Annotated in this window: 13 protein-coding genes; 12 read left to right on the forward strand and 1 reads right to left on the reverse strand. The window is 49.7% G+C overall.

All coding sequences use genetic code 11. The features are described 5' to 3' along the window. Window positions 1-2 precede the first annotated feature (2 nt). From ACRRU2_RS26450 to ACRRU2_RS26485, 8 genes are read left to right on the forward strand one after another with little or no spacing between them, the layout of a single operon-like run. Window positions 3-2,900, forward strand: a complete 2,898-nt coding sequence (locus tag ACRRU2_RS26450; RefSeq protein WP_432506283.1) for an extracellular solute-binding protein — start codon at window positions 3-5, stop codon at window positions 2,898-2,900. 14 nt (window positions 2,901-2,914) lie between these two features. Next, window positions 2,915-3,808, forward strand: a complete 894-nt coding sequence (locus ACRRU2_RS26455; RefSeq protein WP_432506285.1) for a carbohydrate ABC transporter permease — start codon at window positions 2,915-2,917, stop codon at window positions 3,806-3,808. Between the two features lies 1 nt (window position 3,809). After that, window positions 3,810-4,682, forward strand: coding sequence for a carbohydrate ABC transporter permease (locus ACRRU2_RS26460; protein WP_331697403.1), 873 nt, complete (start codon window positions 3,810-3,812; stop codon window positions 4,680-4,682). An 18-nt stretch (window positions 4,683-4,700) separates the two neighbouring features. After that, entirely contained in the window at window positions 4,701-6,749 is a 2,049-nt protein-coding gene (locus ACRRU2_RS26465; protein ID WP_432506287.1) for a YIP1 family protein, read from the forward strand. 7 nt (window positions 6,750-6,756) lie between these two features. Continuing rightward, window positions 6,757-9,315 carry a DUF5696 domain-containing protein gene (locus tag ACRRU2_RS26470; RefSeq protein WP_432506289.1) on the forward strand — a complete coding sequence of 853 codons (2,559 nt, stop codon included), beginning with the start codon at window positions 6,757-6,759 and terminating at the stop codon, window positions 9,313-9,315. Then, window positions 9,312-10,211, forward strand: a complete 900-nt coding sequence (locus ACRRU2_RS26475) for a carbohydrate ABC transporter permease (protein ID WP_432506291.1) — start codon at window positions 9,312-9,314, stop codon at window positions 10,209-10,211. The genes ACRRU2_RS26470 and ACRRU2_RS26475 overlap by 4 nt, the downstream gene beginning before the upstream one ends. A 19-nt stretch (window positions 10,212-10,230) precedes the next feature. After that, a complete protein-coding gene (locus tag ACRRU2_RS26480) occupies window positions 10,231-11,223 on the forward strand; it encodes a carbohydrate ABC transporter permease (RefSeq protein ID WP_331697399.1) in 993 nt (330 codons plus the stop codon). A gap of 52 nt (window positions 11,224-11,275) precedes the next feature. Next, on the forward strand, window positions 11,276-12,826 hold the full coding sequence (locus ACRRU2_RS26485) for a DUF4127 family protein (protein ID WP_432506293.1): 1,551 nt from the start codon (window positions 11,276-11,278) through the stop codon (window positions 12,824-12,826). A gap of 92 nt (window positions 12,827-12,918) precedes the next feature. Here the strand turns inward: ACRRU2_RS26485 and ACRRU2_RS26490 are convergent, their stop codons facing one another. Next, window positions 12,919-14,109 (reverse strand): substrate-binding domain-containing protein, encoded by a 1,191-nt coding sequence (locus ACRRU2_RS26490; protein ID WP_432506295.1) that lies wholly within the window; start codon window positions 14,107-14,109, stop codon window positions 12,919-12,921. 218 nt (window positions 14,110-14,327) lie between these two features. Here ACRRU2_RS26490 and ACRRU2_RS26495 point away from each other — a divergent pair, with 218 nt between their 5' ends. The 4 genes from ACRRU2_RS26495 (at window position 14,328) to ACRRU2_RS26510 (ending at window position 17,597) form a co-directional block, all read left to right on the forward strand. Beyond that, complete coding sequence (locus tag ACRRU2_RS26495) at window positions 14,328-15,431, forward strand: Gfo/Idh/MocA family protein (RefSeq protein WP_432506297.1); 1,104 nt, start codon at window positions 14,328-14,330, stop codon at window positions 15,429-15,431. A gap of 48 nt (window positions 15,432-15,479) precedes the next feature. Beyond that, window positions 15,480-16,322, forward strand: coding sequence for a PmoA family protein (locus ACRRU2_RS26500; RefSeq protein WP_331697395.1), 843 nt, complete (start codon window positions 15,480-15,482; stop codon window positions 16,320-16,322). Window positions 16,323-16,349: 27 nt separating this feature from the next. Next, entirely contained in the window at window positions 16,350-17,357 is a 1,008-nt protein-coding gene (locus tag ACRRU2_RS26505) for an NAD(P)-dependent oxidoreductase (protein ID WP_331697394.1), read from the forward strand. A gap of 117 nt (window positions 17,358-17,474) precedes the next feature. Next, window positions 17,475-17,597, forward strand: a complete 123-nt coding sequence (locus ACRRU2_RS26510; protein WP_331697393.1) for a hypothetical protein — start codon at window positions 17,475-17,477, stop codon at window positions 17,595-17,597. Window positions 17,598-17,692: the final 95 nt, after the last annotated feature.

The raw sequence follows: 17,692 nt of genomic DNA on the forward strand, positions 1-17,692 counted from the left end.
ACGTGAAATGGATAACCAGAAGAAAGCGGATTCTGATTGCCTCATTACTCCTGTTAGGGCTATGTCTGGTAATCCTGATTACTGCATCTGCGGGAGACGCCTCGAAGCAACCGCACTTGCTGGAACCGGCTAAAACAAAATGGATGATGACCGAAACGCCGACTTTATCGCAATTGCCAGTCAATCCAAGTTATGAAGAATATATGCGGTATTACGCAGGCAAACCGCGGGCAACCGCTGAACATACGATACGTGCCAGTCAGTTTTCGGCAGCGGATGACAGTGAAATCAAGGTCTGGCAAGCCGGCTATCAGGGGGATGAGACGGCAATCTGGACTGGAGATAGCGGAACGGTTCATTGGGATGTGTACGTTCCCGAGGAAGGCTTATATCAGATCGGCATACGTTATTTTCCCGTGGAAGGAAACAACTCGCCGATCGAACGTGAATTGCTGATTGACGGAAGCGCCCCCTTTATAGAGGCTTCCAGATTAGTGTTCTCAAGAGTATGGCGCAGCGAACATGTTCAGGCGGAGAGAAATGCCAGAGGAGACGATTTGCGTCCCCGTCAAGTCGAAGAGCCGATCTGGCAGGACGTTGTATTGCGGGATACGGAAGGCTACTATAAGGAGCCATTTTCATTTTATTTGGCAGCAGGGAGCCACCGATTGTCTTTCAATGCGCTGCGCGAGCCGATGGTCATCGACTCGATCAGATTGTTCCGGCAAGAGGAAACGCTATCCTATGCGGAAGTGTTTGAATCTTACCCCGAACTGGATGCGGGAGCGAAAGGCATAATGTTGAAAATACAGGGCGAGGATGCTGCGTTGAAATCAAATCCTTCCTTGTATCCGATCAATGATCGTTCCAGCCCGGCGACCGAGCCGTATGACGTATCCAGAATTCGTATGAATACAATCGGCGGAGTGAATTGGAAGGTGGCCGGACAATGGATAGAGTGGGAGATTGACGTTCCGAAAGACGGGTTCTATCATTTGGGCGCACGATACAGACAGAACGCGAATCGCGGCACTCATGTTGTAAGAAAGCTTTATATTGACGGCAAAGTACCGTTTAAAGAAGTGGAGGAAATTCCGTTCTCCTATGGTGGCGCATGGCAAATCGGTATGCCGGGCGAGGCGGGAGAGCCGTATCAGTTTTATTTGACCGAAGGCAAGCACACGATCCGGCTTGAACTTACCTTGGGTGAGGTGTCCGATGTTATTCGGCTTGTACGCGGAAGTATTCAACAGTTGAATGCTCAGTACTTGAAAATTGTTATGCTGACCTCGACGGTCCCGGATCCATTTCGCGATTATGAGCTGGAACGAAAAATTCCCGATCTGGTAAGCACTCTGATGGAGCAAAGCGAATTGCTTGATGCGGCGGCTGCTCGTATGAATGAAATCGTCGGAGAAACAAGCGGCAGTACGGCGATATTGCGTACAACCTCTTATCGATTAGCCGACATGGCGAGCCGTACGGAGACGATGACGTCCAGGCTCAAGCAATTCAAAGACAATATAAGCGCGCTTGGAACGTGGTTGTTAACGATCCATGAGCAGCCGCTGGAAATCGATTATTTGTTTTTGAAAACGCCGGATATGCCTATTCCCTCTGATCGCGTGAATTGGACGACGCAGGCTCGGCATGAGCTTATGTCATTTGTACGCTCCTTTACGGAAGATTACAATTATACGCCCGACATTGATCGGATCGGAGAGGAAATTACTGTCTGGATATCTTCCGGTCGCGACCAAGCGCAATTGCTGCGTTCGATGATTGACAATTCCTTTACGCCGCAGACAGGCATTCATGTGAACTTGCAGCTTGTCCATGAAGCTGTCGTACTGCCCGCCACGCTTGCCGGGAAAGGGCCGGATATTGCGCTTGCGCAATCGGATGTCATCAACTTTGCGATTCGCGGCGCGCTTCAGGACCTTACGGTATTTGCGGACTTTGAAGATGTACGGAGTCGGTTTTTCAACAGTGCTTTTGCCGGATTTACTTTTCAGGAAGGCATATTTGCCGTGCCGGAGACGCAGACTTATCCGATGCTGTTTTACCGCCAAGATATTTTGAATGAACTTGGATTGGAAGTGCCGCAAACGTGGACGGATATGTATAGCATTATCCCAGAATTGCAAAAACGCAATATGGAGCTTGCTTTGCCCCATACGACTGTTTTTGAAGGGATGCTCTATCAGAGCGGCGGTCAGTTTTACCAGGCAGACGGCATTGCCACCGATATCGATTCGTCCGTCGGCATAGAAACATTCCGTCGTTGGACAGAATTGTACACCAATTACAAGCTTCCGCTTGAGTTTGATTTTATTAACCGCTTCCGCACCGGGGAGATGCCGCTCGGTATTGCCGATTACACGACCTACAATTTTTTGACCGTTTTTGCGCCTGAGATTAGAGGGCAATGGAGCTTTGCGCCACTGCCAGGCAAAGAGCAGGCAGACGGCACGATTCGTCGCGAGGCGCTAAGCTCCGCAACAGGTACGATTATGTTCAGCAGAACTGAGAATAAGGAAGCGGCATGGACGTTCATGAAATGGTGGACGGACACGGAAGCGCAGCTCATGTTCGGAAGGGAAATGGAAGCCATTCTTGGGGAGTCGGCTCGTTATGCGGCAGCGGGAATTGAGACGATCCGACGGTTGCCTTGGTCAGCCAAGGAACTTGAAAAACTTATGACACAGATGAATGATGTGATTGGCAGACCTGCCGTTCCAGGCGGGTACTCCTTTGATCGGCATCTCAACAATGCCTTTTATGAAGTGTACAATACCGGCAGTGATCCACGCGAGACGATTGAAAATTATGCGCGGACCATTAATCAAGAGATTACGATAAAGCGGCAAGAGTTCAATCTGGAAACGATGCAGCAGTGAGAGGTGAGGCTTGGATGAATAGGTTGAAAAAAGCAGTCGTGCGAAACAAATCGCTATATCTGATGCTGCTGCCATACTACTTGATTTTCTTTACGTTTACTGTGTTGCCGGTGTGCTTGTCGCTATTGATCAGCTTCACTGATTTCAACATGTTGGAATTTCCGCAGTGGGTCGGCTGGCGCAATTATGCCCAATTATTTGTCCGCGATGATGTATTTTTGATTGCACTCAAAAATACGCTGCTCTTCGCGGCAATTACCGGGCCGGTCAGCTATATTGCCTGTTTTGTGCTAGCCTGGATTATTAATGAATTTCCTCCAAAGATGAGAGCTGTGGCGACTCTAGTGTTCTACGCGCCGGCGTTGTCCGGGAATGCCCTAATCGTCTGGACGCTACTCTTTGCAGGCGATTCCTATGGCTATATTAATGCCTTTCTGATGAAATGGCATCTTATTCTGGAACCGGTCTTGTGGCTGAAGGATCCGCGTTATATGTTGACGGTCATTATCATCGTGCAGCTCTGGCTTAGTATAGGCACAAGCTTCCTGGCATTTATCGCAGGTTTTCAAGGTTTGGACAGAACGTTGTTCGAGGCCGGCGCGATGGATGGTATCCGCAATCGCTGGCAGGAGCTATGGTATATAACGCTCCCGTCAATGAGACCGATGTTGTTGTTCGGGGCAGTTATTCAGATTACCGCTTCATTCGCCGTAGCTGAAGTATCGACAGCGCTAGTCGGTTTTCCGAGCGTGCAGTACGCGGGTCATACGATCGTGACCCATCTGATGGATTATGGTTCGATTCGCTTCGAGATGGGGTATTCATCGGCGATTGCTACAGTGCTTTTCGCGATGATGCTTGGTTCGAACTTGATTGTACGTCGGTTACTTGCAAAGGTGGGTGATTAGCATGCCGCGTATCCGCCTGTTTCCTAAGCGTATTAATCGTTCATTGGGCGGCGATCTGCTTTTGTTCGCGCTGCTCGCATCCGTTGGCTGTTTCATGGTGCTGCCATTGATCTTTGTCGTGAACAATGCGTTCAAGCCTATTAACGAAATCTTGAAGTACCCGCCGGATTTTTTTGTTCGAGTGCCTACTTTGAATAATTTTAGCGATTTGTATTATCTGCTGTCGAACTCGTGGGTGCCGATGACGCGCTATATTTACAACACCTTTTTTATTGCGCTTATCGGTACGACCGGTCATGTTGTGATTGCTTCCATGGCGGCGTATCCGCTAGCCAAACGCCGGTTTCCAGGTAGAAGCGTTCTGTTTACGATTGTCGTCCTTTCCTTGATGTTCTCGGCTGTTGTGACACAAATCACCAACTATATGACGATGTCCTGGCTCGGTTTTCTCGATACGCATTGGGCGGTAATTATTCCTGCGCTAGGTTCATCCCTCGGTTTGTATCTGATGAAGCAGTTTATGGAACAGGTGCCGGACGCTTTACTGGAAGCGGCGCAAATAGACGGCTGCAGCGAGTTTCGCATTTTCTGGCAGATCGTAATGCCGATCGTCAAGCCGGCTTGGCTGACCTTAATTATTTTTTCTTTTCAAGGGCTATGGGGAGCCGGGGCCTCGGCGGGCGCCTTGTTTATTTACAGCGAGCAGCTCAAGACGATTGATTACGCCTTCAGCCAGATTCTCGCTGGCGGAATTATTCGTACCGGACCTTCCATGGCAGCGACGCTGCTAATGCTGCTTGTCCCGATTATGTTCTTTGTTGTGTCACAGAGCAGAGTCATTGAGACGATGTCTACTTCCGGAATGAAAGAATAATAGAAAGGAGCGCTGCAGGTGAGTTTTTGGAGAAAAGTAGTATTGCTCTTTTCTATCCTGCTTCTATTGCCGAGCCTGACATCTGTACTGTCTGCCGTCCCCTACGAGGGGTACAATTATTCCTGGCGCGGAACGCCGGAACCGGCTCCGGTTCCTTATGTGTTTGAAGCAAGACTGACAGGCGAACAACTGGGCGTCGGCGGATTTCGCAATCCGGAAGATATGGTTATTACATCGGATAACCGGATCTATGTGCTGGACAGCGGCAATAATCGCATTGTACAAGTGGGCGCCGATTTTCACGTAGAACGGGTTATCGATTCGTTTACAGCCCATGGCGTCCTGGATCACTTTGCCACTCCGCAAGGGTTATTCGTTGCGCAGAACGGTCATCTGTATGTGGCGGATACCGGTAACAAGCGAATCGTCGAGCTTACGGCAGCTGGTGAATTTGTCAGGGCGATTGGACAACCGGAAGCGGATATTTTGCCTGCCAACTTTGTTTATCAGCCGATCAAATTGACGGTCGATTCAGCGGGTCGTCCCTATGTCATCGCCAAGGGAGTATTCGACGGTATTATGCAATTTGATGCAGGCGGGACGTTTACCGGGTTTATGGGGGTTAATAAAGTCCAATTTTCGCTGGCGGATTTGTTCTGGAAGCGGATGATGACGAAGGAACAGCGCTCGAAGATGGTGCTGTTTGTCCCGATTGAATTCAATCACGTCGCTATTGACGAGGATGGGTTTATTTTTGCGACAAGCGCAGAACAGTCGGAAGAACCGGTCAAACGACTAAACCCTTCAGGCATTGATGTGCTCAAACGGTCGGGCTACTGGCCGCCAATGGGCGATAAGATTTATAGCTTCACGGGGACCAGATCCGATCCGTCAAGCATTCATTATGTTACACCGGACAAGAACGGAATTTACAGCATTCTTGATCAAACGCGTGGTCGAATTTTCACGTATGATCGGGACGGCAATTTGATGTACACGTTTGCCCGCTTCGGGGAGCAGCAGGGAACGTTCAAATCGCCGTCCGCTGTCGCCATGCTCGGCGACCGGATGGCTGTGCTGGATAAGGGAATGAATCATATCAGTTTGTTCAAGCCGACCTTGTACGGTCAAGCTGTTCGGAGCGCGGTCATTCACACGGACGAAGGCGACTCCGATCTGGCAGTAGAAGCCTGGCATCAGGCGCTGGAGTTGAACAACAACCTGGAGCTGGCTTACATCGGCATCGGCAAAGCGGAGTTAAGGCGTGGCAATTACATTGAAGCAATGCAGTATTTCAAGCAAGGTATGCATCAGGAATACTATTCCCGAGCGTTTGCCCATTACCGCAAGGAATATATGTGGGACAACTTCGGTACCATACTGGCTTCGCTGGCAGCAATTGTTATTCTGCTGATTGCGGTGAGAAAAATTGTACGCAAGCGGGCGGGCGAGCCACAGGCGGTTGGCATGGCTTGGTATACGATGTTTCATCCCTTCAAAGGGTTCTGGGAGCTAAAGTATGAGAATAAGGGACGTGTTTGGTTTTCACTCGTTTTGGTGTTCCTGCTTGCTTTCCTGTATGTGATCAAACATCAGTATAACGGGTTTTTATTAAATCCGATACCGCCTGTTTATGTGCTCGGCCAAGCCAAGTTCGTTCTGATCCCGTTCTTCCTTTGGTGCGTAGCGAACTGGTCACTGACGACTTTGATGGACGGTGAAGGGAAATTTAAGGAGATTGTTGTAGCTGGAGCGTATGCGCTGTGCCCGTTGATTTTGGTGCAAGTGCCGCTGATCATATTATCGAATACTCTGACTATTCCGGAACTACCTTTCTACAATTTACTGGAGGCGGTAGCTTGGCTATGGTTTCTGGGTCTGCTGTTCGTCGGGATGCTGACAATCCACCAGTATACGGTCGGCAAAACAATTGTAACTTCTTTTCTGACCTTGATCGTTATTGGCATAATATTATTTCTTGCGCTGTTGTTCTTCAGCTTGCTGCAGCAGACGCTTTCGCTAGGCACAACTATATTCAAAGAAATTATTTTCAGAATAGGGGAGTGAGGAAGTCGTGCGAACATGCAATAAGTCGACTACGATAATATTGACTCTTCTATGTTTGCTGCTGCTGGCAACCGCTTGCACGGGGAACGGACGGAATGCCGCTTCGGATTCGGCGGATTTCCGTTCTCGGCCAACTGAAATAAAGACCGACCCGCAGGTGCGCATGATAGCGGCTGACGAGGCGGTATCCCCCGTATTGCCCGATATGGATGCCGTGATGGAAAATGATAGTCTTCGTTTGTACATCAATAGCCGTACTGCTGAGATTGCGGTGCTTGAAAAGCAAAGCGGTAAAATCTGGCGTTCCAATCCGCAGGGAAGGGAAGAGGATTCGATCGCAACGCCTTATTGGAAAGGCAAGCTTTCGTCTCAGCTTTCGCTTGTGTATTTGATGCACAACGGGCAGACCAAAGAATACGACAGCTACAACGACAGTGTGGCATACCAGCAGTTCGAGATTATTCCCCAGGATTCGGCCCTGACGGTCACCTATCGGTTCGGCAATCCTGAAAAAGGAGTGGAATCGATCCCGTTGCAGTTAACCGCAACTCGGTTTCAAAGCTTGCTGGAGCGGCTGTCTGACGATGCTGAACGCGACGAATTGAAGACTCGTTATCGTTATATTGAAGGTAAGGAAATATGGGAACGACGCGAAATTCCAAAAGCTGTCGTCAAAAGAGTGCTTAATTTGTTCGAAAAGATGGGATACAGCGAGGAGGAATTGCTGCAGGATAATGAAATTGCCGGGGGAGAGGGGGCGACGGCATCGGGAAATCCCAAGTTCACAGCGTCCATAACGTACCGTCTTGACGGCGATTCGCTGGTTGCGACGGTAGACACGACGCAAATACGGGAAGAGACTGCGCTTTATCGGATCCAGGCTGTCGGCATGCTGGAGCAGTTCGGCGCTGCCGGAAACCAGGATGACGGCTATCTGTTTCTGCCTGACGGTTCCGGAGCGTTGATGTCGTTCAACAACAGCCAGTCGGCAGCCCAATCGATTACGCTTAGCTTGTACGGTGAGGATGATGCCCTGGCGATTAAAGAAAAGATTGGGACGAAGCAAGCGGCAAGACTTCCTGTTTATGGTATGAAGAAAAACGATGCCGCTTTTTTGGCGATCATCGAAGAAGGCGACGGCTTGGCTCGACTGCAAGCGGATACTGCGGGCAGAGTTCACGGATTCCATACTATTGCCAGTCGTTTTGTCATCTTGCCTTCCGATGAAGTATCGCTTACACGCGATGATGCGATGATCAAGACTCCTGTACACAGCTATCAGGGCGCGTTGCAGATCCGCTTTCAGTTCTTGAGCGGGGAACAAGCCAATTACACCGGCATGGCGGCTGTTTACCGCGAGTATTTGGCTGACAAGTATGGTTGGACACTACGTGGAGCGGATCAGGATGCACCGTTTTATCTGGAATTGACTGGCGGATTTTCCGAACCTAAGAGCATGCTAGGCATACCTTATGAAGCGTTTGTGCCGTTAAGTGACCTGGAGAGCGCCAACCGCCTGGTCGACCAGCTTGGACAGTATCAGCTTTCCAATATTAAACTTCATTATCGAGGCTGGTTTAATAGTGGCCTTAAGCAACAATATCCGTCCCGCATTCGGCTGGAGCGCACGCTTGGCAGCCAGAAGGAATGGAACGAACTTACCAATAAGCTAACGACGATCGGCGGACGCCTATATCCTGAGTTGACGCTGCTGCAAGTGTATAACGGTTCGAAGGGATTCAGCCCGTCGAGTGATGCGGTACAGTTTGTTTCAAGGCAATATGCCCGCATGTATGATTTTTCTCTCGCGACCTACAGACGAACGGCCTTTTCCCATTACTTGCTGGCGCCGGCGCGTATTGAGGAGACGGCGGAAAGATTTCTGGACCAATATTCCGACTACGGATTTGATGCCATATCGCTGCGTGATCTGGGCGATGTGCTCTACTCGGATTTTACGCGGGGCAAAGAATCGACAAGGCAGGATACAAAGTCGGTTGCCGAAGCCATGATTGCACGCTTTGCCGATCAGCTTGACGAGGTCATGGCGCAGGGCGGCAATGCTTACGCGCTAGGCTACGCTGATCATCTGCTGCACGTTCCGCAAACAAGCAATGGCTATTGGTTGTCGAGCGAGTCGGTGCCCTTCTATCAGATTGTGCTGCACGGTTATGTCGATTATGCCGGCAGCCCGTTCAATATGGCGGACGATCAGGATGTGCGCCTGCAAGTGCTGAAGGCGCTTGAGACGGGCTCTAATGTGTACTACAGCTGGATTACGCAATCTCCGTCCGTGCTGAAAGATACGGAGTTCAGCTATTTGTACGCGCATGATTACCGAAATTGGCTGGATGAAGCCGTTCAATCTTACAAGGAAGTGAACGATGTCCTGCGGCAAGTTCGCGGTCAGCGTATTATCGCGCATGAGAAGATTTCGGAGCAGTTGTACAAAACGGAATTTGAGCAGGGTGTGCAAATTTGGGTCAACTATGGCGACACTGCGGCAACGGTTGACGGCATCACGGTCGAAGCACGCGATTATGTCGTAAGGAAGGTGAAGCCATGAGGCGAATGCGTACGATTAATCTGGAACGAAAAAAACAACTATACGGCATGCTGTTCGTACTGCCCTGGTGTTTGGGTTTAATTCTGCTGATGGCTATTCCGTTATTCCAGTCGCTTTGGTTCAGCTTTAACAAGCTGACGATTACTGAAGATGGATTTCGGATCGATTTCACGGGTGTCGCCAACTTTCGTTACATCTTCCTGGAGGACGCCTGGTATGTTCGAAATCTGACCAATGTGGTGTTGAATACGGTGTTGGATGTGCCGCTGATCATCTTTTTCAGCTTGTTTACCGCTATGCTGTTGACGCAGAAATTTCGCGGGCGGATGTTTGCCAGAGCAATCATTTTTCTGCCAGTCGTACTCACCTCCGGCGTGATCGCCAAGCTCGACAACAGTGGAATTGTAGCGCAGATGATGGGGGTTGCGTCGCAAGGCATGGACAGTAATTTTGCCGGCATGAAAAGCGTTGAGTTGACACCGCTATTGCTGCAGGCTGGCGTCAGTCCGCTGATCGTCGATTATTTGACCGGGGCGGTAAACAGAATCTATCAGATCATCAGCTTGTCTGGCGTGCAAATTTTGATATTTTTGGCTGGACTGCAGTCCATTTCTGCTTCGCTATATGAAGCTGCCAAGATGGAGGGAGCAACGGGGTATGAATCGTTCTGGAAGATTACCTTTCCGATGATTTCACCGCTGCTGCTGACCAATACAATATATACAATTATTGACTCTTTCTATGATAGCAGCGTGACTAGCATGATTCAGCAAGCCGCATTTACCAGCTTCAACTTCGGCGTCAGCGCAGCGATGGCATGGATTTATTTTCTCGTCATCTCCTTGCTGCTTATTATTTCGACTTACCTGATCTCCAAGCGAGTTTATTATCAATAATATTATGGGGGTTCAGCTAATGGCACAACAAACGGATTTACCAGATCGTCCAACGGGGGCAGATAGACGCGTCAAGTTTCTGGAATGGAGCACCAAGATCGTTGAATGGAGCAAGCGCTGGCTGTGGATTTTAACGCGAACGGTACTGATTTATGGCATTTGCATCGTCATTTTGTACCCTATTGCGCAAAAAATTTCCTATGCCTTTCGGGCGGAGATCGATTTGTATGACTCTTCGGTTTTGTGGATACCACGAAATTTTACGCTGGACCACTTTAAAGCCGTCTACGCATTGATTAAGTATCCGGATGCAGTGCTTAATACGTTTATTTTAAGCGTCGGTACGTCTTGCCTGCAGTTAATCTCATGCGCGCTTGCCGGCTATGGCTTCGCTAGGCTGAAGTTCCGCGGCAGCGGAATTTTGTTTGGTCTGGTCATCTTCACTATTGTCGTGCCTCCGCAAACAATTATGGTGCCTGTTTATTTACACTATCGCTATTTCGATCTGTTTGGGTTGTATGAGCTGTTTTCCGGCAACAAAGGAGTTAATTTGCTTAATAGCTTCTGGCCTTTTTTCATCTCTTCTATGCTTGCATCAGGCTTGAAGAATGGGCTGTACATTTATATTTTTCGCCAGTTTTTCCGGGCCTTGCCTAAGGAACTGGAGGAGGCTGCTTATGTCGACGGATCGGGTATACTCCGGACTTTCGTGAGGGTGATGCTGCCCAATGCGATTCCTGCCATTGCGACGGTTATGCTGTTCTCATTCGTATGGCAGTGGAATGACAGCTACTTTGTTAATATGTACGCACCGAACTATACGCTGCTTTCCCGCACGCTCGATTTGCTGCCCGGCACTGCGACAGGTCTTCTGGGCGTAAATGCTGCTGCACTCATTTCCATGTATTTGAATGTCGGAGCGCTGTTGGGCTTGACTCCTATTTTTATACTATATTTGTTCGCCCAGCGCTATTTTGTCGAGAGTGTGGAGCGGACGGGAATCATAGGTTAATTAGACTTGCAAGAATCACAAATATATAGATGAAGTGAGGCATAGAGTTCCTATGACTAAAATCGTTTTTTTGCCGCTGGATGAACGCCCCTGCAGCTTGTTGTTTCCGATGCATCTGGCGGCGTGTACCGACCTGCAGATGGTCGCGCCGCATCATTTGCTCGGCATGAAGAAGCAGCCTGCGCCTGTCGCGCAATTGGCGCAATGGGTTGAGCGTGAAGTGATTGATGCAGATTATTTGCTCGTCTCGATTGATATGCTGGTGCATGGGGGGATCGTTCCATCAAGACTGCATCATGTTACTGTAGAGGAATGTATGGACCGGTTGGCGCTGCTTGAAAAGGTGCGCAAAAATCACCCGCATTTGAACATATATGCCTTCAGCTTGATCATGCGGACACCGCAATACTGTTCTGCCGAAGAGGAACCGGATTATTACGCGGACTATGGTCATTTGATCAGCAGATACTCCTGGCTGAGGAACAAGGAAGAGCGGAATGAATTGTCCCAAGTGGAGCAAGACGAATTTGTACAGGTGCGGAGCAGTATCCCGTCAGCTGTGCTGGACGATTTCATCGGAAGACGCACCATTAACCACGCCATTAATCGGCAGGCGATTGAATATGTGAATGACGGCGTCATCGACACCTTGTTGATCCCGCTGGATGACAATGCTCAATTTGGCTTTTCTGTAAGCGAGCAGCGCCAGCTTCGCCTTCTTGCAGAGCAGTATAATTTGATGGATAAGGTGTTTATACACTCAGGTGCGGATGAAGCCGGCTGTACGTTGTTTGCCCGTGCATTTTGCGATGCCAAGCAGTTTGCACCCGAAGTATTCATTCGCTATTCCTCAACACTTGGACCGTTGACAGTGCCGGATTTGGAGGAGCGCAGTCTGCATGAAGCGGTGAAAAGTCATTTGTCTGCAGCCGGCGGGTACACGCTGGATAACTCACAGGAGGCAGATGCGGTACTGGCTGTACATACGGCCGTCCATTCCGTGATGACTTCGGACAGCATTCATGACTTGCAGGATCGGCATGCCAGCTATTTTACAGAGATTAATATGAATGAGTTTGCTAGTGCGATTGACGGTTACATCCGCAGGGGCAAAGTGGTTGGCTTGGCGGACGCTGCGATTATTAATGGCGCAGATCATTATTTGTTGCAACTGCTGTCCAAGAGGGGGATGCTGAAGGATGTATCGGCATACGCTGGCTGGAACACCATTGGGAACACTCTCGGCACGGTGATCGCGCATATGATTATTGAAGCTTATTATAAGGGACAACCGCACAATGAGTTTGATCGGCTGCATCGCAGCAGAGAGTTTTATGCTCTAAGACTGCTGGAAGACTGGGGCTATCAGGCGGTTATTCGTAAAAAACTGTGTAAAGAACATCCAGTTGGTTTCGATGGTAAAAAATATGTAGACCTGTCCGCGATGAAGGAGCAAGTGGATAGCTTCGTTAACAAAGAGATTCAACAGTTTGTGGAGTCATGGCTGACCGATGCAGTGGAAGGGAAAATCGAAGTGCAGAATGTGTATTTCCCGTGGAATCGTGTATTTGAAATCGGATTGGATTTGCAGATTGTCAGATAAGAGTCATGGATAAAGGAAGTGCATCTTTTGCCGGCAAAGCCCCAGTGATTTATTGGACTTTGCCGGACAAATAATTAACGCTGTTTTTGGGTTCAGGGCTTCATCGGCATGGATAATATTCTCTCTTTTCTGTATTGGCCAGGGCGGATATGGAATTCGCGATTGAACACGACGCTCATATATTCGGTATGCTTGAACCCAGTGCGTTCAGCGATGTCGGCGAGCGATAGTTCGGTTTCTTCCAGCAATTGCTTGACCATCTTTAACTTGATCGAAATAATTTGTTCGTGAGGCGTTCGTCCCAGTGCTTTAAGAAAACGGCTTTCCAAGACTCGCCGAGTGACAGGGATGTGATTTAAAATATCCTGCACCTGAATATTCTCGTGAGCGTGTTGGCGAATAAACCTTATTGCTTCGGAGACCGTCTTGTCCTCAACGGCCAGCACGTCGGAGGACATGCGGATCTGAAGCTGGAGGGGGTCGATCAAGTAGATCTCACTTCCAATTCGCTCGCCTGCTATTTGCCGGTCCAGCAACTGCGCAGCCAAGTAACCGGCCTGCTGTGGGTTGGTTTGAATACTGGACAGCCGAGGCGTGGACAGATCGCATAAGAGTTCGTCGTTGTCGACGCCGATGACGGCGACCTCATCGGGCACATCGATCTCGGCCAGACGGCAAGCTTCGAGCAATTGCTGGCCGCGTATATCATAGCAGCACATGATGCCAACGGGCTTCGGCAATTGCTTCAGCCATCGGACAAGCTCGTTGATGTGGTTTTCCCACGACGCCCCTTGCTGCGCATTGTCATTGGCTGCTTTAAAACTCAGACAATCAAAGCCCTTCGCGCCGAGATAAGAGCGATAGTGCTGGTCCCGATGAATTGACCACTGGAAGCAGTTGTCGCCATAGTAGGCAAAATGTTTGAAGCCGTTCTCCAGGAAATGATCGGCAGCCATGACGGCAATCGCCTGGTCGTTTGTTTCCACGCATGTCAGACCGGGCAACTTGCGCGAGGCGCTTAGATCAATGGCAGGCAGTCCGCTATTCATAATGTAGTCTGCCGTCTCGTCGGTTTCGATGCGTGCCAGGATGCCGTCGCCGTGCCAGTCGCTCAGCCAACTCATATCTTGGTTGTTGCGGCTGATTTCACCCAGGTACACGGACCAGTCTGGATGCTCCTGCAGGTAGCGGTTAATGCCGAGTAGCAGCCCGCGCGCGTATTGGTTGGAGGTTTCGATCAATAAGGCTACCTGCTTGCGCTGTTTCGGAGTGAATATCCTCATTTTATCCATCCTTGTACACTTATTAAATTCGTTAGCTATAGTTAAACAATTTCTAAGTAGATAGCGGAACTATGAAATTGACTCATCGTTATTTTACAATATTTTTTTGCTATATTTCAATGTTAAAAATCTCATTTTGTTAACGGAAATTCGCATCGACTTCTTCGCATTCGTTGTCTATACTGAGACTAAATTATAACATGAAAGGAAGGATCTTATTGCGTGAGAAAATACGTGTAGGCATTGCGGGACTCGGTTTTGGTGCTGAATTTATTCCCATTTATCAGAATCATCCCCAGGCAGAGATGTATGCGATCTGTCAGCGAAATCCAGACAGTTTGCATCAGATTGGCGAGCATTTTGGCGTAAAAGTAAGGTATACCAGCTTTGAGGAAATGATTCAGGATGACAACATCGATGCTGTGCACATCAATACACCGATTCCGGATCACGCCGAGCAAAGCATTGCAGCGCTTAAGGCAGGCAAGCATGTAGCTTGCACGGTGCCCATGGCGACCTCGGTGGAGGATTGCCGGCGAATCGTCGAGGCGCAGCAGCAATCGGGCAAGAACTATATGATGATGGAAACCTGCGTGTATACGCGAGAGTATCTCTATGTAAAGCATTTGCGTGATACGGGCAAGCTTGGAAAGATCCAATTTTTGCGCGGCGCGCATCAGCAAGAGATGGCGGGCTGGCCCGGATATTGGGAAGGGTTGCCGCCGATGCACTATGCGACCCATGCGCTCAGTCCGTTACTGGCGCTGGCTGAACGGGAAGCAGAGTATGTGATGTGTCTGGGCTCCGGACAAATTGCCAAGGAACTTGCCGACAAGTACGGCTCACCGTTCGCGGTTGAATCGGCATTGTTCCGCTTGCGCGACTCAAATCTGGCTATAGAGATCACGCGGTCTTTGTTTGAAACATCTCGCGAGTACATCGAAAGCTTTGATGTGTATGCTGACCGGATCAGTTTTGAGTGGCAGCAGCTTGAAGGTGAGTCGCCGGTGTTGTTTGTCGGGGAACAGGCTGAGCGGGTGCGGGTGCCGGATTATGCAGATCGGCTGCCAGAAGGCATCAGACCGTACACCACGCAAGGGGTGTACGATTTGACCGATCATGTTCATCTCTCGTTCAAGCAAGGTAGTGGACATGGCGGTTCGCATCCACATCTTGCACATGAATTTCTTATGAGTATTGTGGAAAATCGGCCTGCTTTCCCTGATGTATATACATCGGCAAATTGGACAAGCGCGGGGATATGTGCGCATGAGTCGGCTATGCAAGGCGGAGAAAAGGTGTTTCTGCCCAAATTCAGATAGAAGAGATAAAGGATCACAAACTTTGATTAATAAAGGAGAAACCCTAACATGCAGAATACCTCATCTTTAAGAGCAGAAAGCTCTGCTACTGTTATTCGCATCTTTCGGGGCCAGGAATTGACGCCGATTCTCGAACAGCATGCGCCTATGAACGAGCGTCCGTACATTCACCCGATTGTGGCTCCGGACGGCAAGGGCATATTGACAGAAAATGCGCCACCGCATCATCCTTGGCAGCATGGCGTGTATACGGGGTTGAATGATGTAAACGGGATTGGTTTCTGGGCAGAAGGTATCCATAACGATCCGAAGGACGGAAGCTTCAGACCGTTTCCGTTAACACAGGCAACAGCAGAGGCGAACCGGGTTATGTGGAAAGTAGAGGCGGATTGGCTGGATCCTTCCGGTGCAGTGATGCTGAAAGAGACACAAAACTGGGTTTTGAAAGATCACGGGAATACTTACTTCCTGGATATGGAATGGTCGCTTCATGCCGCGACGGATTTGACGTTTGGACAATACCCATACGGCGGATTGTTTCTGCGTATGCCGTTTCGGGATGAGACAGGCGGACAGGCAATTAATAGCGAAGGCCAACTGAACGGGAAAGCAGAGGGTCAACGAGCTCGATGGGTTTCGGTAAGCATGCCGATCGAGGGCAGGGATGATCAGGCGGGCATAGCCTATATGGATCACCCGACGAATACGGATCATCCTGTGCCGTGGCGGGTAGATTACCAGATGGGCATCTCGCCAAGCAGATGTATTGCGGGAGAATGGAAGCTCGCCAAAGACAAAATTGAAACCGCCCGCTATCGCGTGTTCGTGTTTTGCGGCGCTACGGATGTTGAAGTGATAAGCCGGAGTTGGGATGCGTTTGCGGCCCAATAACAAGAGAAAAGAGGAGTGAATTGTAGCATGCGAAGTGTCATTATTGTACATCCTACATTCGACTATGTGTGGTCCGTCGCAGCTGATCATCTGCATGCGTTGTGGCGGGAGCAGGGGGATGTCGAGTTCATAAGACTGCACCCGGATGAAAATCGCATCTTGGGCGAGATTGTTTCCGATCCGGGGAGCGTAATCAGGCTGATTTCTCTGTCTGTAAAAGTGACAAGCGCGTGCCTGGCATTGTTCACGCAGCTTGAGGAGGCGTTTGTGCAGGCCAAGCCGTATGAGGCGACAGACCCGGCATTACTGGCAGCTATGAGCGAGGCGGGGGTTAAGGTTTATCAGCATAAGTCTGAAGGTTTCTGGGGGCAGTCCGTATCGGAGTTTGCGCTGACGCTGACCTTATGCGGATTGCGTCGCATTCCGCAGGCCTATCACCGGATGCTCACCAATTTGGACGCATGGTATTACCCGTACGATCCCGTGACGAAAATCGGTGATCAGATGACGGATGATCTGCGTTTTGCTAATGGTACAGTCGAGGGCAAGCGCGTTCGCATTGTTGGCGCAGGTAATATTGCTTCACGGTATGCCAGCTTTATGCATATGCTGGGCGCAGATGTGGCGGCCTGGGATCCTTACGCCGCCGAGCCTTGCTTTCATCGCGCGGGAGCGCGCCGCGAGTTTCATCTGAACCGTCTGGTTCAGGATGCAGACATCTTCGTGCCGATGGTACCGCTGACCGATCAGACCGAACTGCTGGTAACGGCGGAGCATATCAGAGCATTGCCACAAGGTTGCATGGTCGTGCTTGTCACGCGAGCCGGTATTTGCGATATGGAGGCTCTGCGCGAACGGGTGCTGAACGATGAACTCAGCCTGGCGGCGGATGTTTTCGACATCGAGCCTGTACCGCTGGACGATCCGCTGCTGGGTCGACATAATGTCGTCCATACGCCGCATTTAGCGGGACGTACTGTGGGCGCAAATCAGCGTTGGGGTGAGATGCTGCTGGAGCAGTTTATGCCTCGCTAAGCTTGTCGTGCCGGTAAAAAATTACATTACAACGATGATTCTTTCGAGGAGTAGGTAGAATACTCCCTATTCCTCTTAAAGCCTCTCGTCAAGCACCACGCCCTAGGCGCTGTATGAGTGCTAAGGCATAAGCCAGGTGCAGCAACGATAACCGCTTCTTATCAAGGTAAGACGGCTAGCTATATGGTGAGAGTCAATGCAGCGGGTGGAATTCCATTCACGCTGCCAGTCGAACCGTAACTATATTATGGTATAATTACGATTATATTTTATTTCTATTTATAATGGAGTGAACATCCATGAAGACAGTAAAGCCTCTAGTCATTGCACATCGA

Origin of the sequence: Paenibacillus sp. GXUN7292, from assembly GCF_050864975.1 — a bacterium.
GTDB lineage: Bacteria > Bacillota > Bacilli > Paenibacillales > Paenibacillaceae > Pristimantibacillus.